This is a genomic window from Paenibacillus doosanensis (genome assembly GCF_025060755.1).
Classification (GTDB): domain Bacteria; phylum Bacillota; class Bacilli; order Paenibacillales; family NBRC-103111; genus Paenibacillus_S; species Paenibacillus_S doosanensis.
Window position 1 is genome coordinate 65,985 of sequence record NZ_JANYUY010000016.1, and the last position, 20,571, is coordinate 86,555.

19 protein-coding genes and 2 pseudogenes are annotated in these 20,571 nt (G+C 50.1%); 11 read left to right on the forward strand and 10 right to left on the reverse strand.

The window, feature by feature from the left end; genetic code table 11:
- The first annotated feature begins 137 nt into the window (after positions 1 to 137).
- A complete protein-coding gene (locus tag N0M98_RS13710) occupies positions 138 to 422 on the forward strand; it encodes a transposase (protein WP_259618214.1) in 285 nt (94 codons plus the stop codon).
- A gap of 79 nt (positions 423 to 501) precedes the next feature.
- Here N0M98_RS13710 and istB read toward each other — a convergent pair whose 3' ends face one another.
- Entirely contained in the window at positions 502 to 1,287 is a 786-nt protein-coding gene (istB, locus tag N0M98_RS13715) for an IS21-like element helper ATPase IstB (protein ID WP_259618215.1), read from the reverse strand.
- A 131-nt stretch (positions 1,288 to 1,418) separates the two neighbouring features.
- On the reverse strand, positions 1,419 to 2,492 hold the full coding sequence (gene istA / locus N0M98_RS13720) for an IS21 family transposase (protein ID WP_259618216.1): 1,074 nt from the start codon (positions 2,490 to 2,492) through the stop codon (positions 1,419 to 1,421).
- Between the two features lie 114 nt (positions 2,493 to 2,606).
- Here istA and N0M98_RS13725 point away from each other — a divergent pair.
- A pseudogene (locus N0M98_RS13725) lies at positions 2,607 to 3,422 on the forward strand (IS3 family transposase); the annotation flags it as partial.
- Complete coding sequence (locus tag N0M98_RS13730) at positions 3,397 to 3,843, forward strand: site-specific integrase (RefSeq protein WP_259618217.1); 447 nt, start codon at positions 3,397 to 3,399, stop codon at positions 3,841 to 3,843. The pseudogene N0M98_RS13725 and the gene N0M98_RS13730, both read left to right, overlap by 26 nt.
- Positions 3,844 to 4,464: 621 nt before the next feature.
- Here N0M98_RS13730 and N0M98_RS13735 read toward each other — a convergent pair.
- Positions 4,465 to 4,752 (reverse strand): annotated as a pseudogene (locus N0M98_RS13735) (hypothetical protein); the annotation flags it as partial.
- A 130-nt stretch (positions 4,753 to 4,882) separates the two neighbouring features.
- Between N0M98_RS13735 and N0M98_RS13740 the strand changes: the two are divergent.
- From N0M98_RS13740 to N0M98_RS13755, 4 genes are all read left to right on the forward strand, one after another.
- Positions 4,883 to 4,999 carry a macro domain-containing protein gene (locus N0M98_RS13740; protein ID WP_259618218.1) on the forward strand — a complete coding sequence of 39 codons (117 nt, stop codon included), beginning with the start codon at positions 4,883 to 4,885 and terminating at the stop codon, positions 4,997 to 4,999.
- A gap of 321 nt (positions 5,000 to 5,320) precedes the next feature.
- Positions 5,321 to 7,087, forward strand: a complete 1,767-nt coding sequence (locus N0M98_RS13745; RefSeq protein WP_259618219.1) for a sensor histidine kinase — start codon at positions 5,321 to 5,323, stop codon at positions 7,085 to 7,087.
- The gene (locus N0M98_RS13750) at positions 7,080 to 7,508 is read left to right on the forward strand and encodes a response regulator (RefSeq protein WP_259618220.1); all 429 of its coding nucleotides are present in this window, start codon (positions 7,080 to 7,082) and stop codon (positions 7,506 to 7,508) included. The genes N0M98_RS13745 and N0M98_RS13750 overlap by 8 nt, the downstream gene beginning before the upstream one ends.
- Before the next feature lie 12 nt (positions 7,509 to 7,520).
- The gene (locus N0M98_RS13755) at positions 7,521 to 8,045 is read left to right on the forward strand and encodes a PIN domain-containing protein (protein ID WP_259618221.1); all 525 of its coding nucleotides are present in this window, start codon (positions 7,521 to 7,523) and stop codon (positions 8,043 to 8,045) included.
- A gap of 339 nt (positions 8,046 to 8,384) precedes the next feature.
- Here N0M98_RS13755 and rlmD read toward each other — a convergent pair whose 3' ends face one another.
- From rlmD to N0M98_RS13775, 4 genes are all read right to left on the reverse strand, one after another.
- Positions 8,385 to 10,076 (reverse strand): 23S rRNA (uracil(1939)-C(5))-methyltransferase RlmD, encoded by a 1,692-nt coding sequence (rlmD, locus tag N0M98_RS13760; protein WP_375295483.1) that lies wholly within the window; start codon positions 10,074 to 10,076, stop codon positions 8,385 to 8,387.
- Positions 10,077 to 10,230: 154 nt separating this feature from the next.
- Positions 10,231 to 11,214: a diacylglycerol kinase gene (locus N0M98_RS13765; RefSeq protein WP_259618223.1), complete on the reverse strand. Its 984-nt coding sequence runs from the start codon at positions 11,212 to 11,214 to the stop codon at positions 10,231 to 10,233.
- Complete coding sequence (locus tag N0M98_RS13770) at positions 11,211 to 12,014, reverse strand: sirohydrochlorin chelatase (RefSeq protein ID WP_259618251.1); 804 nt, start codon at positions 12,012 to 12,014, stop codon at positions 11,211 to 11,213. The genes N0M98_RS13765 and N0M98_RS13770 overlap by 4 nt, the downstream gene beginning before the upstream one ends.
- 657 nt (positions 12,015 to 12,671) lie before the next feature.
- Positions 12,672 to 12,962, reverse strand: a complete 291-nt coding sequence (locus tag N0M98_RS13775) for a YerC/YecD family TrpR-related protein (RefSeq protein ID WP_028549983.1) — start codon at positions 12,960 to 12,962, stop codon at positions 12,672 to 12,674.
- Positions 12,963 to 13,250: 288 nt separating this feature from the next.
- Between N0M98_RS13775 and N0M98_RS13780 the strand changes: the two genes are divergently transcribed.
- Entirely contained in the window at positions 13,251 to 13,736 is a 486-nt protein-coding gene (locus N0M98_RS13780; RefSeq protein WP_259618224.1) for a hypothetical protein, read from the forward strand.
- A gap of 225 nt (positions 13,737 to 13,961) precedes the next feature.
- Here the strand turns inward: N0M98_RS13780 and N0M98_RS13785 are convergent, their stop codons facing one another.
- Positions 13,962 to 14,267: a hypothetical protein gene (locus N0M98_RS13785; RefSeq protein ID WP_259618225.1), complete on the reverse strand. Its 306-nt coding sequence runs from the start codon at positions 14,265 to 14,267 to the stop codon at positions 13,962 to 13,964.
- A gap of 567 nt (positions 14,268 to 14,834) precedes the next feature.
- The gene (locus tag N0M98_RS13790) at positions 14,835 to 15,581 is read right to left on the reverse strand and encodes a ThuA domain-containing protein (RefSeq protein ID WP_259618226.1); all 747 of its coding nucleotides are present in this window, start codon (positions 15,579 to 15,581) and stop codon (positions 14,835 to 14,837) included.
- Between the two features lie 205 nt (positions 15,582 to 15,786).
- Here N0M98_RS13790 and N0M98_RS13795 point away from each other — a divergent pair, with 205 nt between their 5' ends.
- The 3 genes from N0M98_RS13795 (at position 15,787) to N0M98_RS13805 (ending at position 19,059) form a co-directional block, all read left to right on the forward strand.
- Positions 15,787 to 16,719 (forward strand): helix-turn-helix domain-containing protein, encoded by a 933-nt coding sequence (locus N0M98_RS13795; protein ID WP_259618227.1) that lies wholly within the window; start codon positions 15,787 to 15,789, stop codon positions 16,717 to 16,719.
- Between the two features lie 114 nt (positions 16,720 to 16,833).
- Complete coding sequence (locus N0M98_RS13800) at positions 16,834 to 16,968, forward strand: hypothetical protein (RefSeq protein ID WP_259618228.1); 135 nt, start codon at positions 16,834 to 16,836, stop codon at positions 16,966 to 16,968.
- Positions 16,969 to 17,019: 51 nt separating this feature from the next.
- Positions 17,020 to 19,059 (forward strand): penicillin-binding transpeptidase domain-containing protein, encoded by a 2,040-nt coding sequence (locus N0M98_RS13805; RefSeq protein WP_259618229.1) that lies wholly within the window; start codon positions 17,020 to 17,022, stop codon positions 19,057 to 19,059.
- Between the two features lie 315 nt (positions 19,060 to 19,374).
- Here the strand turns inward: N0M98_RS13805 and N0M98_RS13810 are convergent, their stop codons facing one another.
- Positions 19,375 to 20,559 (reverse strand): Gfo/Idh/MocA family protein, encoded by a 1,185-nt coding sequence (locus N0M98_RS13810; protein ID WP_259618230.1) that lies wholly within the window; start codon positions 20,557 to 20,559, stop codon positions 19,375 to 19,377.
- Positions 20,560 to 20,571 lie beyond the last annotated feature (12 nt).

Consider the following 20,571-nt stretch of genomic DNA (forward strand, 5'->3'; position numbering starts at 1 on the left):
CCCCGTCATTGCTGAAGGGGTCCTTGCTTTTGCTCTTTACGTTCAAAATGATGATGCTGGATCGTCTACACTTAGTTGGACAATAAAAATAAGGGCTTGTAGAATAAACCTATCATCCTAAGGAGCGGAACTCTACAATGCCAAAACAACAACGACGTACTTTTACAGCACAATTCAAAAAACAAATGGTGGAACTCTATGAAAACGGTAAATCTAGAGCAGCAATTGTGGAGGAATATGACCTCACCGCCTCCGCTTTAGACCGCTGGATCAAACAAGCCACGACCACAGGATCCTTCAAGGAGAAGGACAATCGCTCGTCAGAAGAAAATGAGCTGCTAGCTTTACGAAGAGAAAACCAACGTTTGAAAATGGAGGTGGATATTTTAAAGCAAGCCGCGCTGATCATGGGACGAAAGTAGCTATCATCCAGAACAACCGTGATAAATGTCAACATCGGACGAAAAATCCCCAAAAGTATCGGTTTAAAATTCCCCAGTTTCATCGGTCGGCTGCAGCGTCCCCGGTTGGTTCAGGGCGGAAGAAGCCGGCCTTTTTCTTTTCCTTGATGCGGTAGCTCTCACCCTTGATATTGATCGTGCTGGAGTGATGGAGGAGGCGGTCCAAGATCGCCGTCGCCAGCACCGTGTCGCCAAAGATATCACCCCAAGCGCCAAACGTCTTGTTGGACGTGAGCAAGATTGAGCCACGCTCGTAGCGCTCGGAGACAATCTGGAAGAAGAAATGGGCAGCTGTCTCGTCCATCTTCCGGTACCCGATCTCATCGATGATGAGCAGATCAGGCTTGATGAACATCTTGATTTTCTGTTTGACTGTGTTGGTCAAGTGAGCGGACTGCAGCGTTTGAACCAGGTCATGCGCCGTGATGAAATAGACCGTATGACGTCGCTTGATCGCCTCAAGCGCCAGCGCTACGGCGAGGTGCGTCTTGCCTACACCTGGCGGACCCAGGAAGATGAGATTCTCCTGATGCTCCACAAAACGTAGCGTGGAGAGGTCGCGGATTCGTCGCTCGTCGACCGATGGCTGGAAGGCGAAGTCGAACTGATCCAGCGTCTTGCGGAACGGTAGATGCGCAAGACGTGTCCGTGTCTGGATGAACCGGTCGTGCTTGGCGAGCAATTCTTCGGCCAGAAGCTTGTCCAAAAACTCCAAATACGGTTTATTCGCTTTAGACGCTTCTTCGTCGTGCTGATGGATGATTTCCGGTATGCGGACCCACCCAAAGTGGCGAATGGCCGCCTCCAATCTCTCTTGTAGAATCATTGGAACACCTCCTCTTCTCCCATGAGCGAGTCATAGACCGATAGCGAGCGTTCCGACACTTCTGGTGCGATTTGGCTGACATAACGAGGCGTGGGCTCTCCAACCGGACGACTCGATGTGCTGCGAATGCCCTAGAAGTGTTTTTTATTGCTTACGATTTGGTGCCGCCCCATGGACTTGGGATGCTCGGCGATGAGTTGTTCGCCGCAGTAGAAGCGCAGCGTGCCATTCTTTTCGTCCTGGACCTCTACGATGGAACCCACGTAGGAAAACGGGACCGTATACCGATTCGCCTCGTAAGAGACGTAGCAGTCGCTCGTCACCTTCCGCTGACGCCGCTCGGCGTAAGCGAAGGCGATGTCGTTCGTGGGGATAAGACGTTCCTCTTTCCACAGCTCGTGGGGCACCTGAAACGTCGTGCCGTGCAAACGTTTATTCGCGACGGTGTCAAGCCAGTGCCTAGCCTGTTCATTGAGATCCTGCAGACCTGTGAACGTACGTACGCGCGGCCAGAAGTTCTTTCGTACATAGCCAACACCGTTTTCCACCTTGCCTTTGGTCCTCGGCCGATACGGCTTGCAGCGACGCAGCGTGAAGCCATAGTGCTTGGCAAACCGTGCAAACTGCTCGTTCCAAATCGTCTCGCCGCCTTCGTCCTGCCCGATGACGACGGTCTTCATGTTGTCGTAGAGGCAGTTTCGGGTAATGCCGCCGAAGTACCCGAAGGCTCTCGTATGACAGCCCATGAGCGTATCCAGCCGCTCGTCCTCCGTGAACTCGAGATACATCGCTCGCGAGTAGCCAAGCACCATGACAAACGCGTAGAAGCGTTTCATCCGGCCGTCGTGATCTACTCTGAAGTGCCCCCAATCTACCTGCTCACCGGGCTGTGTCTCAAACCGCTCTGTTGCCTTGGACTGAACCGCTGGCCGAAGGGGCTGCATGAAGACCCGCAGGATGGTGCTGCTACCGGTATAGCCTTTTTCCCGAATCTCGTCCAGAATAACGCTCGCATTCAGGCAGCCCTCTGCCATGCGATGCCGGATGTAACCTTTGTAGGCGTCCAGTTTTCCTGCCGTCGGCTTGCGTCTGACATAACTAACGAGTTCGTCTGCCTGCAGCCACTTCCTGACCGTCTTGCGGTCACGCCCCAGCTCGTCTGCGATCTGGGTGATGCTCATCCCTTTTTCCCTCATGTCTTTCATTCTGAAATACTCCCCGTTTTTGACCAATCTCGACTCTCTCCCTCCGGAGAGTATGTCGGCAGTTAGTGGGGAATTTTCAACCGATGATATTGGAGATTTTACTACCGATTTTCACATAAATACTCGGTATCAGCAATGTGCGACGTCCTGCAAATCGCAAGAAGTACGTTTTACTATGAAGCGAAAGAAAAAGCGAACGAAGAAGATGTCACCGAAGCGATTGTGGACATTTTCCATAAGAATCGAAAAGCTTACGGTACACGCAAGATCAAAGTCAAGCTCCAGGAGCACGGTTTCGTCGTCTCCAGGCGTCGAATTGGTCGGATCATGAAAGAGCATGGGCTTGTTTCCACGTACACCGTGTCCCAATATAACCCGCTTAAGGCCGCATGTAATGAAGCGTCTACAGCCAACACATTGAATCGCGAATTCGATCAAACGGAGGCTAGACGATTCGTTGTCAGTGATCTAACGTATGTGAAAGTTCAGAACCGGTGGCATTACATTTGTATACTTATCGACCTGTTCAATCGAGAGATCATCGGCCATAGCGCAGGTCCTCATAAGGATGCTGCGTTGGTTTCCCGTGCCTTTGCAACGGTTCAAGGTGATTTATCTCAGATTCAATGGTTCCATACCGATCGTGGCAGCGAGTTTAAAAATCAAACGATGGATGCGCTTTTGGAGACATTTGAAATTGGCCGATCCCTGAGCATGAAAGGCTGCCCCTACGACAATGCCGTGGCGGAAGCGACCTACAAGATTATGAAAACGGAGTTCGTAAACCAGATGAACTTCCAGAGTCTTCGTCATCTGGAACTGGAATTATACGATTATGTTAACTGGTTTAACAAGCATCGGATTCATGGGACACTTGAATACATGACGCCTATTCAGTATCGTCATGCAGCCCTTAAAAAAGCTGTCTGATTTACTGTTGACAATCCAGCTTTCTTCGGATACTGTAATCGAACACCTCAGAGAATACTATTTAGAAGCGCGAAAAAAACGTCTTGCCCTAGGTGACGCATGGAAAGGAGGAGACCACTTCTTTGTCTTTTCTAATGATGAAGGAATAGCTTATTATCCAGAGACACCCTATCTATGGTTTCGAGCATTTCTTAAAAAGCACGGATTAAAATACATTAGATTCCACGATCTTCGCCATACGAGTGCAACCTTATTGATCAACAAAGGAGTACATGCCAAACTCATATCGGAACGCTTAGGACACTCCAATATTTCTACCACAATGAACATCTACGGCCATGCCTTACAATCAGCCGACAGGGATGCAGCGAATAAACTAGATTCGTTGGTGCCACCAAAGAAAGAAAAGAGGAATGGTTAGATGAGGCTGTGCTGGATCTTCCAGCGCGGCCTATTTTTATATCCATGACACTATAGAAAGGACCTAATGCAATTTACGCGTCTTAAAGTTGTTCGAATAATAAAGCAAAGAAAAAAGCGACAACCCACCGCCAAAAAGATTGACCGCCTTACGTTGGGCTCGCTTTCTTCTCATTCGAAACATTGCAGCATCTCCGTGGGATAGCCCTCAACTCTTCTTCACTTATAACGGTCTGGCACCCGTTTAATTAAATATACTACATTTATTTCTTATCAACAAACTGATCCAAAATCACTATCATTCAACCATATCATCTATACGTTCCAGCTTGGTTAGTTCAGACTTAGGAAACCCCATTTCCCTCGTCTTTTTCCTGCAATATGAACAAGAACAATGAATCTTACCCTTTGCAAGCATCCCTACGCATTTTTCATGCCATCCGAGCAGTTTGGCTAGCTTGCTCTTTCGCTGGATCACCCTTTTTCGATGGTGACGATAATACGCTCGATTACGATTACTTGATTTGTTTTTCATTCCATCACGCCCCTTGGGATAAGGCCCAGCCTGCAAAGGAGCCTAGGGTTTTACTTCATCCCTTACAGGCCGGGCGTGATGAAACACTTAATTTGAACGAACACCATATACCACCTCAAATTGATGAACTATTAGGATTGCATCAATCCTATAAGGATCAAACTCATCTGCTCCCGCCATGCAAACACCAATTGGTTTCAGCACGTGCATAACGTCGATCGTTTCGGCATGCGCATCCAGCACTTCTTGAAGCTTCCGGTAAACAAACGGACTCTCATCCGTACCTGCCCCGCGTAGTTCCACACCGAAGTCTCGAATAGCCGCCATCATTTGCTCTGTGGTGATTTGGCCACCGCTACGGGTACGGGTTTTCCAGAAGAATGCGTAAAGATCAGAGAACAGCAAGGAGACTACGCTGTCGGTGGGGCAGTCATTATCCTGCTTCACATGTCATTCATATCGTAGGTCCTGTATGAAACTGTGGTATCAACAACGAAATTAAAAAATGAAGAGCTACTACAAAAATTATCTAAGTCTAGCCTCGGAATATAAAGCAAGGAGCATAACTTTTCCGAATACCAGCACGGGTATTTACAGACCCTTTTTGGATGTGGAAAAATAGATTTGAATGATATGACATATGAAATAGTTGTAAAAAATATGTAGATATGCTATAAGGAACCTATGCAGTTCAGCCTAAGTATTTGGAAAACGAAGCGCATATTTTGCTCATTTTGAACAGTATGGGCTGCCAGTATACCCAAACTGCACAGGTTGTTGTGTGGAGATTTGAGAAGATGTTTCTAGTTAAGCATGGTTTTATACTTTTATACACTGTTACAGCATAATATGCATAACTCCAATAGACTAGGTATCGGGTCTGTCATTTTGGATAAAAAGTAAGTTAGTAAATCAATTGATCTTACTATGAGAGGTATTAAGTATGACGGACTTTAATCTACAAAAAGAGTACTCTAATGAAATAAGCCGACTAAGATATTTGGGTGACCTTGATGGGGCAATTGACAAATGTAAAGAAGCTATCGTCCAGTTTCCCAACAGCAATTTTTTTTACAAGATACTTGGGGATATACTGGTTCAAAAGGGCGATTTTGACAGCGCTAGTGTAGCATACATTAATCAATTAAAGCTCATAGGCGAAAGACCTGAGCAATTTAAAAATTTTGCTCGTTTCTATCAAATTCTTAAAACAAAAACATCAGACGAATTTATTAGAAGATATCAGAAAATAATTATGGACGAAGTACAACGTGGAAAAATTCCTATACAAATTAAAGAGAAGTTTGCGTCCATATTTGAATCACGATATGTTTTAAACGAAAAAATACAAAGTTTATTAAAAAAAATGGATGACGATAAGAACTTGTCAGATATTGTTAAAACAATTGATGCTTTAAATGATATTGATACAATTCGCACAATAATCAAATGGAGAATTGATACTGAGTACGAATTAAAGACTCAAAAAATAGACGAGTACTTTATTTCAGTGGCTGAGAAATATGAATTATATAATGAAGCTCTTAAGTTAGGTAAAAGAGTAATAATAAATACCAAAAAACCAAATCCAACAATAATTAGGTCACTATTTCGAATCTGTAGAAAGCAAAAGGATTATTCCATTGCAGAGAATATTTTTGAAATAGATTCAAAGTTCATCTTAAATAGTGACTTTAATATTCAGTATGAGCTAGTGTATTATTTTGAGTACATAGAAAATGTAGAATTATTAGAACGTACACTGAAGAGAATGCGAGATAGCGCAACATCTAGTATTCCAATATCGAGAACACTTTATAATTTTTACTTGAAATTTAATAAATTCGAAGAAGCTAAGGTGATTTCCGAACACATAAAAGTCTTAGAATCAGGAATCAGGAGAACTAATTCACAAGTAAGTAGAATTGAAGAACAGTTTGAATCCGAACAAGGTATTTGGGATAAGTTGCAAGGTCTTGTAACTGAACAAGAACATAATCGACAAATGATTGCTATGCGAGAATTATTAAAAGGTTTTTCCCATGAGCTTGGTCAACCAATAACTAATATACGGTATTCCACGCAACTTTATCAAATGAAGGCTCAAAAAGGAGTTTTAGCCGCGGACAGCATTAATGTACTTTTAAAAATGATTTTGAGTCAAACTGATCGCATCGGTAAACTACTTGCACGATTTCGTCCAATTGTCTCTAGCAAAAGCAAGAATGAGAAGTTTAGTGTTTATGATAGAATTAATGCAGTGTTTTTAGACCTTTCTGTCCGGTTGAAAACTTCTGGAATAAATTATTCTTTGCAAGGGAATAAGAAAATTCAACTTTGGGGGGATCCAGTTCAATTTGATCAAGTGTTCTACAACTTAATAATTAATTCCATGCAGGCCATCTCTGAAGTACAACAAAGCGGAAAAATTTGCGTTACGTTATCAAGTAAAGTGAATGATCAAATAATTATTTTGTTTTCTGATAATGGCCCTGGGATAGGTAAAGAGAATGCAAAAAAGATTTTTGAACCATTTTATTCTACAAAAGACCCATCCTCTCAAAATGATGGAGGAGAGGGTTTGGGGTTATTCATTGTATGGAATGTTCTTAAAATGTTTAACGGTAGTATTAGTTTGGATATAAACCATGAAGCTGGTGCGAAATTTATTATATCAATAAATCAAAAAAGGGGAGCTCTTAATGAATAATATATTAATTATTGAAGATGAAATCGATACAGCAACGCCTGTTCGTGAAGCTCTTGCACTTGAGAGTGTTGATGCCGATATTGCACGTGATGGTATTGAAGGACTACAAATGTTTAAGGCCAATAATTATGACCTCGTATTACTTGATTTGAAAATGCCTGGACTTGATGGAGAAAAAGTTCTAACAGAGATAAGGAAACTGGACCCCTTTGTTGATGTGATTGTATATACAAATTATAGTGAATTTGCTGATATTAAAAAACTAACCAATATTGGAATTCAAGGTTACATTAATAAGGGTCCTGAAGCCGACCTTTCAAAGTTGGTTAACTTTATTATGAGCAAACTTGCTCCTTTAAGTGAAGAGGATGTTGAAAAACTCGTTAAAGCTACTCCTGAGGATCTGTTTGAAGAAAAATAAAGGAGCTAAACTATGAAGGCTGTATACTTGTTAGATACAAATGCATTTTTTAATTTTATTAAAAACGCATCATTACCATTAGGTGAAAATAGTAACATAGCTACAGAAGAGGCTGTCAATACAATTAAGGCAGGTACTTGCTACATTTCTCTTATATCATTGGTTGAGATAATATCGGTAATTGGAAAGTATGCACGTGGGGGGGGTGGGGCGAATAAAAAACGTATGAAGCCGAAGGTTGTAAAACAATGGCTTAAACTTGTTGAGGATTCAACTTCAGGTAGGTCCTCACTATTGTCATTGTCAATACTCCCCTTTTCAGAAAAAACCATAGCAGAAGCACAGAAAATTGTACACCATGCACTCCTGCATAATTTCGGGTCTCTAGATGCAATAATAGCTGCAACTGCAAAAGAGTGCTCTTCGATTAAGAACAATGAAAATACTATTTTGATAACATCCGATAAAGGATTAAAAGCATGCTTAACAAAGTGCGAAATTCCTTTTTGGGATGCATTTCAGCAAAATTGTTCATGATACTCATCATCTGCTATCAGGTCGCTGCTAATCTGCTTTTTGAATGGAGTTCCAAGTAATGATAGCATCATATGAATAAAATGTTAAGTAAACCGATTGTAGCCCAAAGGGACTACAAGACACCTCACAACTGAGGGGTCCAAAAAAGTTAGGGCTACATTTAGACTACAATTTGAGCTTAGAAAAGGCGAAAACCCGCTCCAAGAGCGGGTTTTCAGATGGAGGCGAAGGGATTTGAACCCCTGTCCTAAAAACGCTCAATTCAAGAATCAGGGATCTTCTATTAATCTATTGATTTCGTCAACATTCAGTCAACACTCTTACTTCCTTACCCATGTTTCACACTTTCATTTCATCTGTACTACTCCCCAAACCCGCTCCACGACTGCTCTCCCAACCTTCTGTACCATTCCTCACCAACAAAGCTACCGATTCTACGTGAACGGTATGCGGAAACATATCCACCGGCTGAACCTCAACGGTGGTATACCCCCCGTCCTCCAGTACACGGAGGTCGCGGGCCAGCGTCGACGGGTTGCAAGACACGTACACTACGCGAGATGGACGCATCTCGAGGATCGTGTCGAGCAGCGCCCCGTCGCAGCCCTTGCGCGGCGGGTCGACCACGATGACGTCGGGGGTGATGCCCTGCCGACGCCATTCGGGGATGACCACCTCGGCCGCGCCGGTCTCGAACTGAACGTTGCGAATGCCGTTCAGCCGCGCGTTGCGCCGAGCATCGTCGATCGCTTCGCCGACGATCTCGACGCCGTACACTTGGCGCGCCCGTTGCGCCAAGAACAAAGAGATCGTGCCGATGCCACAGTAGGCATCGATCACGGTCTCTTCGCCGGTCAGCCCGGCGAAGTCGAGGGCTTGGCCGTACAGCACCTCGGTCTGTACGGGGTTCACTTGATAGAACGATCGCGCCGAGATCGCGAACTGGATGTCGCCGATGGTGTCGTAGATCACATCGTCGCCCCACAGGACTCGCGTCCGGTCGCCGAAGATGACGTTCGTCCGCTCGGTGTTGATGTTCTGGCAGATGCTCTTGATGCCGGGGATTTCCTCGCGGATTAAGCCGACGAGCTCGTCCCGGCGCGGAATATCTCCGCCGTTGGTGACCAGGACGACCATGATGTCGCCCGTATTGAAGCCGTAGCGCGCCACGACGTGGCGCAGCAAGCCTTTGTGGGTTTCTTCATTGTAGGCGCGGATGCCAAGCTCGCGGGCGATTCGTTTGACCGCCGCGACGACACGGTCGTTGTTTTCCTGCTGGATGAGGCACTCATCCATATCGATGATGCGGTGGCTGCCTTGGGCATAGAAGCCGCCGACGAGGCCGCCTTCTTCGCCGTCCGCTGCGGCTGCGAAGCCGATAGGCACCTGCGCCTTGTTCCGGTAGCGCCAAGGGTCGCTCATTCCCAGCGTCGGATGCACGACGATGCCCTCGCCCTCTCTTTGCCCTTCAGACGCCCCCGCAACCCGCAACTTCCCGATCCGCTCCAGGTTGTCCACCACAAGCTGCCGCTTGAAGCGCAGCTGGGCTTCATAGCTCAGATGCTGCAGCTGGCAGCCGCCGCACTGGCTGTAGATCGGACAGGGCGCCTTGATGCGGTCGGGGCTGGCCTTAATGATGCGCAGCAGCTTAGCGTAGCCGTACTGCTTCTTCAGCTTGAGCACTTTGACGAGCACGCGCTCGCCGGGCAGAGCCCCTTGAATAAAAAGGGTAAAGCCGTTCACACGGCCCACCCCTTCTCCCTCGTGCCCGATGCCGACGATGTCGGCTTCTACTTCTTCATTTTTGGCCACTGGCAGGCCGCTTAAGTCTGCGGCAGGCCGGGCCGGTCTTCTTCCGGCGTTAGGCTGGCCGAAGGCCGCCGAACCCGATCTTCCCGCTTGCCCCGCCCGAGTATCGCCGGACTCCGTTCCGGCGCCGCGCGAACCCGGCTTTGCTCCGTTCCGTCCTGTTCCGGGCGCAGCCGTCCTCGCCGTTTGCTCCTCTGCCTTCCATCCCGCCCCGGACTCCATTCCTGCTCCGTGCGAACCTCGCTTAGCTCCGTTCCGTCCTGCTCCTGGTGCAGCGGTCCTCATCGAACGCGCCCCTGCCTGAAGTCCCGCCCCGGACTCGCCCGGTCCGGCTCCGTCCTGCCGCCGTCCTTTGCCTTGCGGCCGCGGGCCTTTGTTATTGCTCTTCCTGCTCATTTCCGTCCACTCCAGCTTTGATTTTCCATGGCAGCTTGATCTGCTGCAGAGGATTTGTTTTATATACCGACTGCCCGCTCTCGTCTACGAAGATGTGCAGATGCGAAGGCAAGTTCGTAAATACGCACGGCAGGGTGCCGCCGAATTCGCCGTCAAGGTTGATCTGCACGTAGTCGGGAGAGGTCACTTGAATATGACGCGTTTGGAAATAAATAATGTTCGGATCGCCCAGATGCTCGCCGCGCAGTGCGAGGGTGACGAGGCGGATAAACTCGGCGAGGTTGCACTTCTTCAGAATCAGCACGTCGAACAGGCCGTCGCTCAGCGACGCATCCGGCGCGAGGCGCTCGAATCCTCCGACGGAGTTGCTGTTCGAGATCAGGAAGAGCATGACCTCCTCATGCAGCTCGCCTTCATCCGTACGGATGTAGAGCTCGATCGGGCGCAGCCGCGGCAGCTTCTCCAGCCCTTTCATATAATAGGCGAGCTGGCCGATCATCGTCTTCAGCTTGCTCGGGACCTCATAGGTAAGCTCTGTAAGGGAGCCGCCTCCGGCAATGTTGATGAAGTAGCGCTGATTCATTTTGCCTACGTCGATCGGTCGCGTATGCTGCTGCAAGATGACGTCGACCGCCCCCTCCCAGCTGCGCGGGATGTTCAGCGCTCTGGCGAAATCGTTCGTCGTCCCGAGAGGCAGAATGCCTAGCGCCGGACGGTACGCTTTCTCCGCCATGCCGTTGATCACTTCATACAGCGTGCCGTCGCCGCCGGCCGCGATGATGATGTCGAAGCCGCGCTCAATCGCGTCGGCTGCCGCCAGCGTGGCGTCGCCTTCCCCGATGGTGGCGTGAGTCGACGTCTCCAAACCGCCGCGCTCCAGCCTCTGCAGTATTTCGGGAAGCCGCTTTCTCATTTCTTCCCTGCCGGAAGTTGGATTGTATATCAGTCTTGCACGTTTGGTCATTCCTTAATCACCCGTTCGCCTCGATTTGCCGCATGGTTACCACTCCAAAAAGAAGCCGTCTGCCTCTCCATCCACCGCGCGAGCAGCGGATGCGGCAGCAGCGATTTCCCGTTGTACTTATATGTATAGTCTTGCATACGAGAAGGAATCACCTCGCTTGTGAAGTACCCTTCGCTTAAAAACAACGGAGCCACCAGCACCGAATGCTCCGGCTTCCTCCGCCGCCAAGCTTCCAGCTTGCTTTGTATTTGATCCGGCAGGAGCATCGCCGTACCGACTTCATCGAAGCCGCCCAGCGTCTGAATCCGCTCCGCCAGCCTGCTTAACCCTTCCTGCCACCGTTCGTGGAATCCCGGCTCGCTGCTGCCATGTCCGACGAGCAGAACGAGCTCCCGCGAAGGATCGGCTGATAACGGCTTCATTTTTTCATAAACAATCGACGCAATATCCGGATCGTCATCGATCGGAGACGCGAAATGAATACGAGCCCGTATGTCGAAAGGCTGCATATCCGTAGGCAGCTCAGGCCGAGCCTTCACCCCGAGCGCATAGCCGATCTCATCGATGTGCGTGCTGCCCGAAGAGACGAACAGCGGAATCACGATTATATCCGTAATCCCCTGCGCTTCCAGAGCGGTAATCCCGTCCTGGATAAGCCGTCCTTCGACGATCTCGAGAAAAGAAGAATATACCGGCACGCCCTCCGGAACGCTCATCGCCTCCACGGCCTCGTCGACCAGACGTACCCATTCTTCGCTGCGCGAACCGTGACTTATGACTAATATGCCGTATTTTACCACCAAGTATCCCCTCTCGCATGAGAAAACCATCTATCGATGTTCTTTCACCGGTGTCCGGGCCGTGTTCAGCGGCAGCTTTTTTGCCAATAGGACTTGTTCTTAGCATTGCCGCTGCACCCGTTTTCAAATGCAGATTCAGGCTCAGGTTCAGTGCATCGGCCGACTCTTGTCCCTCTTCAGGCCGCCCGGAAAGCTCATAACCCCAAGATGCGACATCCCGCGAAGTCCGGCTCTGCCCGAGCATCGGCTTGTTATGGCATGAGAAAAAGGACCCCAAGTCTTCCCGAGACCAGCGACCACGATGCGCAATGCAGGACATAGGCCTTACAGACATAGCGCAAAGTTAACACAACCTGACTTATTATAGCATAAAATGCCTTCATATTGTTGCCTATGAGTTAACCGCTTGCGGGAATGCATCCGTACCGGCAGGAATGCGTCATGGCGGGAGGCGCTTCTTGGCTTGCGCGGCCTTTTGCCTTTACGAACATCATGGTGGCGGTACTCAGTGAAGTGATCCCATGCCTCCCCGGAGCACGATCATACGTTAGGCCGGTGCGGCAGCACAGGGGACGAAGCGGGATTTAGGCGGCACGAAGAAAATCCCTCCCGTCTTGGACCGAGAAGGATTTGCGCGCGAAGCTTGGTTTGGAGAGGTTAGCGTCCGAGACGCTCCAGCGTCATTTTATAACCGTCGTTCCCATAGTTCAGGCAGCGCTTGACACGGGAAATCGTCGCCGTGCTGGCCCCCGTCTCCGCCTCGATCTGATTGTACGTATTGCCTTTGCGCAGCATCCGCGCAACTTCCAAACGTTGAGACAAGGATTGGATTTCGTTCACGGTACACAGATCGTCAAAAAATACATAGCATTCTTCAATATCTTTAAGCGTCAAAACCGCTTCGAACAGCTGGTCGATCGCTTTATCGTTCAGTTTTTTCAATTGCATATCTAATTTCAACCCCTTGATGGTCTGCTGCATTGCTTTAAAGGAATATATTCGACGCTTGAAGCGGAAATCCTTCCTTTAGATTAGCAATTCGTTACTATTTTTATGCGGTGATGAGGTAAAACCTTGAAAACATGACAAAACCGTGATAGGAGTCCAATCCATCCATTAGCCTACCACATAAACTAAATTAGGTAAAACGTCTATGCAATCTATATCCTCTATCATCACTAACCGTTCAGCTTCGGCTGTATTTGATGAAATCCATAACAAAGGATCGTGAAACCTGTGAGTTATCAAAGGCCAATTATTGGGAACCAAGGGGCATCGACACGCAGTCTTCAACAAGCGCCGCCGTTCTCCGGAGGCGGACAGTTCCCCGCGCAGTATCCGGGCATGGAAGTCAGCAGTTTCGCGCAATCTCCCGTGCCTGTGCAGCCGTCCGGCGGAGGCGGCGGGGGTGGCGGAGGCCTCTCATCGCTCTTGAACGGGCTAGGAGGCGGCGGGGGAGGCGGAGGCTCTTTCAACATCGGACAAATTAAGCAGCTTATTGACCGGATGGGCGGTATCGAAGGCATCTTGGATACGATGTCCAAAGTACAGCGCATGGTCCAAAGCGTACAACAAGCGGCCCCCCTAGTCAAGATGCTGATGGGATCGCTCCTTAAGAAAAAAGACGGTGAAGCCGATGCCGCCCCCAAACGGAGACGCAGGCGCAGACGCAAGGCCGGAGGCGCACACAAAACGAAGGTCAAACGCCGTACCCGACGTTAAGAGTCTGTCCGATGGAGTTACTTTTGTGCATATTGAATGAATAATGACTGCCTATTTTGCCGCTAACGCTGCATGATCACTATCATTTTGCTAATATTTACCTTCTACTCGGTTCAGCGGACAGATCATTTGAATGGGGAAAAGCGTCAGCGGCCCCCTCTGTCCCCGGATTTCAACCCGTCAAGGGCCCACCAATCGAGACATCCGGGGAACAGCAGCGGAGAATCAAATAGGCATAGCAATGAGCTTTTGTAACGTATTTTTCAAGGTGCACGCAGCTTGCCATTGACGCATGATGGGCCGGGGGCATTCCCGCTCATCCGCCAAGCCAAAAGACAAAACGTCCATTGCCTCTCCTTCGTCACGCCCTGCCGGTGCGCTGCGCAACATGAACCGAAATGCAAACAAAGAGCTGCGCTGTTCGTACAGGGCGGCTCTTTCTGTTTCCCTATGTAGCCGGCAAGCCAAGCCCGCTTTCTTGCGCATCGCGCCCTGCCCGCTCAAGCCCGATTCAAAAATGCGCTGTCGCATCCATCGGCCCTTCCGTTCTCCATTGGAATTCCGGCTTAACCAATTATGTAAATAAAAACCCGTCTACATAGGCAAAAAGCAAACGCTTGCGATATTCCGAATGTATGGCGTCCTCCGTGCCCCTTATCATCGGTTCTCGTGTAGTTCATTAAAGCTAATGGATTAACCGGTCAGAGACCGCGAATGTTTACTCCCCGCATACAATAACTAGCTTAGCGGAAACTCTTCCTCCGCGTCAATACGCTGCCAGGAACTACCTTGCCATCGTGCCGGCCGCCTGGCCCGCAGCGGGTTCGGCGTGCTGCCCAATGCTTTCAGGCATCGCTCGCTCTATCCGTGCAATGAGCCGCGGAGGCTGCACATAGCGCAGAATGCCCACCGTTCACTGCTGCCCTCATAAATTGGGCCAAGCTAGCCCATGCAGCGGTTGAAGTGCGATGATATAGATATAAGCGAACCTCCCGCATCTACATAGCCCTTCTTTCGCCTGCCTAAGCAAAAAGCCCGGCCGAAGAAGGAACCACCTTCTTTGGCCGGACCCGAAATAACGATGTCGGCTTCTTCGCCTTAGCCTTGCTGCGCGGCCTGCTTCGCCTTGATCGGCTCCAGCGGCTTATGGTTGCCGTAGTACGGGTACTCGCGCGTTGTCGGAGCCGCCCAATGTACGGCATTGCGGATGACCGTGCGCACCTGCTCGTTGTAATACGTCGGGTACGTCTCGTGACCCGGACGGAAGTAGAAGATTTTGCCTTGACCGCGGTGGAACGTGCAGCCGCTGCGGAATACTTCTCCGCCCTCGAACCAGCTTACGAAGATCAGCTCATCCGGCTGCGGAATGTCGAAGTGCTCACCGTACATCTCCTCGGCTTCGAGCTCGATATATTGACCGACGCCCTCCACGATCGGATGGCTCGGCGCTACGACCCAGAGGCGTTCTTTCTCGTCGGCTTCGCGCCATTTGAGATCGCAGGAAGTGCCCATCAGCTTTTTGAATACTTTCGAGAAATGGCCGGAGTGCAGGACGATCAGTCCCATGCCGTGCAGCACGCGCTGTTGAACGCGCTCCACGATCGCGTCGTCAACCGCCCCGTGAGCTTTATGCCCCCACCAGATCAATACGTCGGTATTGTTCAGCTTCTCCTCGCTCAGCCCGTGCTCCGGCTCGTCCAAGGTTGCGTAAGATACCTCCACCTCGGCGCCCAAGCCTTCGCCGATCGCTTGATGAATGCCGTTCGGGTATACGGAACGCACCTTTTCATTTTCTTTTTCATGACGGAATTCGTTCCAGACGGTTACTTTCAGCTTTTGACTCATCGTTCCCATACCTCCATTATAATGGCGTTGTCGTTTCCTTGATTATATAAGATGCCGCCGCCCGAAAGATATTCTCAATACTGCCGCATCTGTATGCAAAAATGTCCTCGTCCCTCCAAACATGCTATACTATTCTTACCTAAGTAAGCAGAACGCTATGCAAAATTGTCTCCCTATATATGGAAATGGAGGTTGGAGCCGCCGCATGACGACGTGGAACGATAACGAAACGGACGCGCACAATGAACTGGTCGATTACCAGAATCCTCTGCTCCGCTTGAAAATATGGCAAATCCAAAGCCCAGGTGCGACCGTTCCCGTAACCCAAGTCAACCGCTGGCATTACCATAAGGAAGTCGAGTTTCTCATCCTGATCGAAGGCGGGCTCAGCATCCAGACGAAGCATGACACGCGGCTGCTGCAGGCGGGCGACGTACATCTGTTCGGCGCCTCCCAGCTGCACCGGACGAAGAAGGAGCTGCCGGCGCCGCTCGCCTATATTGTCTGCCAGTTCGATCTGTCCCAGCATTTTGACGAGAGCACGATGCCGTATTTGCATTATTTCAGCGAAGCCCGGCGCCCGCTCGGGCAGTTGAACTATATTTTCCGCGAGCACCCGGAGGTGCAGCGGCAAGCTTATGACCTTATTATGGACATTTATCAGGAAACTCAGCACCGGGCCAAAGGCTACGAGCTCGCCATCAGCGCCTCGATCCGCCGCCTGCTGCTGCTCTTGCTGCGTCACGATACTCAGGAAGTGCTGCACGGAGCGGATAACGCCGAGCTGATGCGGCTGCAGCCCGCCCTCGATTACGTGGAAGCCCATTTGGCTGAGAAAATCGCGATCGAGCAGGCCTGCGCCGTGCTCAATTTAAGCTATCATTATTTCATCAAATATTTTAAAAAAGTGATGGGTCTCTCGTTTGTTGACTATGTTAATTATAAACGGATTAAAAAAGCCGAGCGCCTCCTGCTCACCCGCGACATCAGCATTATGGAAGTCGGCGAAGCGGTCGGCATCCCCAATATGGCGCAGTTTTACAAGCTATTCAAGCGGCATAACGAATGCTCTCCGAAGGAATTCAAGCAGCGCATGCGCGGCGACGGCGCGATCGAGCAGACGGCTCAAATGACGTAAGGGAGAGGGCCCGCGGTAGTTAAAAGAAGCTTGTTCGCGAAAAACTTGCCGTATCGCAGGTGCGGTAAAGTGAATCCCCCGCACTCATCAGCCGGCTGTGAGAGGATTATCAGAGTGCAGCCATTCATCCTTGCCAAGTTTATCTATACAATTAAAAGCGTGGTGAAAAAGTCAACGAAGCAAGCGAGAGCGATCTGGAGAAGCGAAGCGTTCGCCTTTGTGGAAACCTCTATCGACCGCAGGCCGTGACAAAATCACCACCATTTTTAAGATAGCAACGGAAATGCAAGGGAATGGTGAATGATGAAAAAAAATCGAATCGCGGCATGGGGCCGCTTATTTGCGCTCACCTGCGTTTTGGTCGCCATGGCGGGCTGCAAAAGCAATGAACCGACGCCGGACGAGGCGATGCAATCGTTCGCGAACGCCTGGCAGCAGCAGCAGTACGAAGCCATGTACGAATGGCTCACCGCCGAATCCAAACAAAAAATCGACGCGACCGCGTTCGTAACCCGCCACAAATCCATCTATGACGGCATCGGGATGAACGATTTCTCCATCCAATGGCAGCCGATAGAACAAGATCCTAACCGAAAAATCAAAGATAAGCAGTCCTATCAGCTGCATGTCAATATGAACAGCGCATTTGGTCCTATCTCCTACGATCAGAATGCGCTTCTCGTCAAAGAGGACGCCAACTGGAGAGTTCAATGGAATTCCACCTTGATTCATCCCAAATTGGGGGACACGGATAAAGTCAGGGTGCTGGATACGAAGGCGGAGCGCGGGGAAATTCTGGATCGGCAGGGCTTCGGACTGGCCGTCAATGAAGATAAGCTGGAGCTGGGCCTTATTCCGCAGAAGCTGCCGGAAGCCTCGGACAGCTCGATCCAGAGGCTGGCCGATCTGTTGAAGCTGGACCCGAAAGCCATCCAAAATCTGCTCAATGCCTCTTGGGTAAAACCGGATTATTTCGTTCCTGTGACTATCATCCCTAAGGGAGATCCGCGGTTCGAGGCGCTCGCGGCGATACCGGGCGTAACTTACCGTACGAAAAAGGTGCGTTCCTATCCATTGGAGGAAGCGGCCGCCCATCTGGTCGGATACATAGGCAAGCTGACTGCGGAAGACCTGGCCAAATACAAGGATAAAGGGTATGGAGCCGATGATTGGATCGGCAAAACCGGCTTGGAGCTTTCCCTGGAATCCAAGCTTCGTGGCAAGGACGGCGGGCGTATCTACATCGTCGATGCGGACGGCAAGGAAAAAGCGACGCTGGCAAGCCGGGAAGCCGTAAATGGCGAGGACGTCAAGCTGACTATCGATTCGGCGCTGCAGTCCGACTTATATCGTCAGCTCGCCAAGGACTCCGGGTCCGGCGCGGCCATACAGCCCATGACAGGGGAAGTATTGGCCCTGGTTAGCGCTCCGTCGTATAACCCGAACCTGTTCATTAGCGGCGTCACCGCCGATCAATGGAAGACATGGACGGAAGATCCTAACAAGCCTCTGCTGAACCGTTTTGCCCGGACTTATGCCCCTGGCTCGGCGTTTAAGCCGATTACAGCCGCTATTGCTTTGCAGGAGCACACGCTGGACCCGAATGCGGCGAAGGAAATTGTCGGGAAAACCTGGAAGAAGGACTCATCCTGGGGCAATTACTATGTATCTCGGGTATCCGTATCCCAAAGCCAAGTCGATTTGTCCAAGGCGATGATGTACTCGGATAATATTTATTTCGCTCAAGTGGCGCTGGAGCTGGGCGAACAAAAATTTATGCAGGACGCAGGCAAGTTCGGCTTCGGAGAGCAAATGCCCCTCCCGCTCGCCTTCGACACTTCTTCCCTCTCCAATACGCCGAAGATGAAGAACGATATTCAATTGGCCGACTCGGGGTACGGTCAAGGAGAGGTCGTCATGACTTCGCTTCATGTCGCCACCGCATACACGGTGTTTACGAACAATGGAACGATGCTGAAGCCGACCCTGCTCTTAAGCGAGGCTGCCAAGCCCGAGCCTTGGAAAAGCGGACTGCTGAGTCCCGACGTCGTCAAAACCGTAACCGACAAAATGGTCGAGGTCATCGAAAATCCGGCCGGCACAGGCCACGCCGCTATGATCAAAGCCTTGCGATTGGCCGGTAAAACCGGCACCGCCGAGCTGAAGCAGAAGAAAGACGTCTCCGGACAAGAGAACGGCTGGTTCGTCGCCTTCAACACCGACAACCCCCAACTTCTGCTCGCCTTGATGGTCGAGCAGGTTCAAGAACGCGGCGGCAGTCATTATTTGAGCGAAAAAGTCAAATCCTTATTTCAAACCTATATAAGAACCTCCAAATGAGCGAAATTTCCGCCCTTCTAAATTAAAATTAAAAAAGAAGAAACGGCACCTACCGCCGTTTCTTCTGTCTGTTGAGAAGCCTGTTGCCCCTGAAAAATGCGAAAGGTGGTAGGTGAGGTGTCCCCTGTAGGAGCGAATAGCGTCCGCCTTTGTTCTCGGGAAATACCCGCTATAAAGCGGAATATAATCAAAATTTCCCGAGAACAAGAGTGGCCGGAAGGGGATACCTCACCGGAGCACCACAGCCCATCTGAATCTTTCAGCCTTCTCCATAGATTCCAACGGCTTAACAAAGCCGTTTCTTCTTTTTTCCCCTCACCGAAACGAATCCTTAACATCCACCATAACCTGATCGTGATCCGCCTCCGGCTTGCGGTACGTGGAATGTTGAATCAGCTTTTGCAGCTCCTGGTCATACTCATGGCTGTCGAACGGCAGACGCACCTTGCTCTCGCGGATGGAGGACAGCACCATGCCGTTGATGATCATGAGCGAATGCAATCCTTCTGCCGCGGGAACCAGCGGCTCTCGCCCGTCTGCGATCGCTTGAAGAAAATCCTCCAAAATCCGTTCATGCCCGGGTCCGGCGCTTTCTTCCCAGGCCATTTCCGATACGTCATGCTTGACCGTACCGAACGCTTGCTTCGCGTGTTGAATATAGTCAAGCGCGGACTCTGCATTTTGATACAGCGTCACTTTTTTATCCTCGTACACGAGCTTGCCGTATTCCCCGACGATTTCCAGCCTGTCGGTGCCGGGCCATTCCGACGTAGAAGCGACAAAGCTTCCCATCAGCCCGCCCGGGTACTCCAGTACGGCATGCACTTCATCCTCAACCTCGATATGATGGTACTTTCCGAACGCAGCCGTTGCCGTAATGGCCTGAGGCAGGCCGAACAGCCACCACATCATATCCAGATTATGCGCGCACTGGTTCAACAGCACGCCGCCGCCTTCGCCCTTCCATGTGCCCCGCCAGTTCCCTACATTGAAATAGGCCTGCGGACGGAACCAGTTCGTATTAAACCAGGCAAACCTCATCAGCTTCCCGAGCTTGCCTTCCTGTACCACTTGCCTGATAAACTGCCATTGCGCAGTTGTGCGCTGCTGATAGATCGCGGCAAATACGAGCTCGGGCTTGAGCTTCTTTTGCTCCTCATAGACCGCAGCCATCCGCTCCGCGTCCTTCACATGGGCGGCTATCGGCTTTTCCACCAGAACATGAATATGTCTGCGCAGCGCCTCGATCGTTACGGTCGTATGCTGATAATGCGGCGTAGCCACGATAACCGCATCCAAATTCCCGGCGTCGAGCATCGCGATATAATCGGTATAGCCCCGTACACCGTATTCCTCGGCGAGCTGATTTACTTTTTCTTCCTTTTGGCTCCATATGGATACAACCTGACAATGCTCCATATGGGACAACTGCTCATAATAAAGCTTGCCCATGTTGCCCATGCCAATAATCCCGATGCTGATCTTCGCTTTTTTTTCCATCGGCTGCACCGC

What these genes read in the sequence shown, in the direction of transcription:
- N0M98_RS13710 (WP_259618214.1), top strand. Translation starts at nt 138, where the DNA reads ATGCCAAAACAACAACGACGTACTTTTACAGCACAATTCAAAAAACAA.
- istB (WP_259618215.1), bottom strand. Translation starts at nt 1,287, where the DNA reads ATGATTCTACAAGAGAGATTGGAGGCGGCCATTCGCCACTTTGGGTGG.
- istA (WP_259618216.1), bottom strand. Translation starts at nt 2,492, where the DNA reads ATGAAAGACATGAGGGAAAAAGGGATGAGCATCACCCAGATCGCAGAC.
- N0M98_RS13730 (WP_259618217.1), top strand. Translation starts at nt 3,397, where the DNA reads ATGCAGCCCTTAAAAAAGCTGTCTGATTTACTGTTGACAATCCAGCTT.
- N0M98_RS13740 (WP_259618218.1), top strand. Translation starts at nt 4,883, where the DNA reads ATGAAGAGCTACTACAAAAATTATCTAAGTCTAGCCTCGGAATATAAA.
- N0M98_RS13745 (WP_259618219.1), top strand. Translation starts at nt 5,321, where the DNA reads ATGACGGACTTTAATCTACAAAAAGAGTACTCTAATGAAATAAGCCGA.
- N0M98_RS13750 (WP_259618220.1), top strand. Translation starts at nt 7,080, where the DNA reads ATGAATAATATATTAATTATTGAAGATGAAATCGATACAGCAACGCCT.
- N0M98_RS13755 (WP_259618221.1), top strand. Translation starts at nt 7,521, where the DNA reads ATGAAGGCTGTATACTTGTTAGATACAAATGCATTTTTTAATTTTATT.
- rlmD (WP_375295483.1), bottom strand. Translation starts at nt 10,076, where the DNA reads ATGGAGTCCGGGGCGGGATGGAAGGCAGAGGAGCAAACGGCGAGGACG.
- N0M98_RS13765 (WP_259618223.1), bottom strand. Translation starts at nt 11,214, where the DNA reads ATGACCAAACGTGCAAGACTGATATACAATCCAACTTCCGGCAGGGAA.
- N0M98_RS13775 (WP_028549983.1), bottom strand. Translation starts at nt 12,962, where the DNA reads ATGCAATTGAAAAAACTGAACGATAAAGCGATCGACCAGCTGTTCGAA.
- N0M98_RS13785 (WP_259618225.1), bottom strand. Translation starts at nt 14,267, where the DNA reads ATGCGACAGCGCATTTTTGAATCGGGCTTGAGCGGGCAGGGCGCGATG.
- N0M98_RS13790 (WP_259618226.1), bottom strand. Translation starts at nt 15,581, where the DNA reads ATGAGTCAAAAGCTGAAAGTAACCGTCTGGAACGAATTCCGTCATGAA.
- N0M98_RS13795 (WP_259618227.1), top strand. Translation starts at nt 15,787, where the DNA reads ATGACGACGTGGAACGATAACGAAACGGACGCGCACAATGAACTGGTC.
- N0M98_RS13805 (WP_259618229.1), top strand. Translation starts at nt 17,020, where the DNA reads ATGATGAAAAAAAATCGAATCGCGGCATGGGGCCGCTTATTTGCGCTC.
- N0M98_RS13810 (WP_259618230.1), bottom strand. Translation starts at nt 20,559, where the DNA reads ATGGAAAAAAAAGCGAAGATCAGCATCGGGATTATTGGCATGGGCAAC.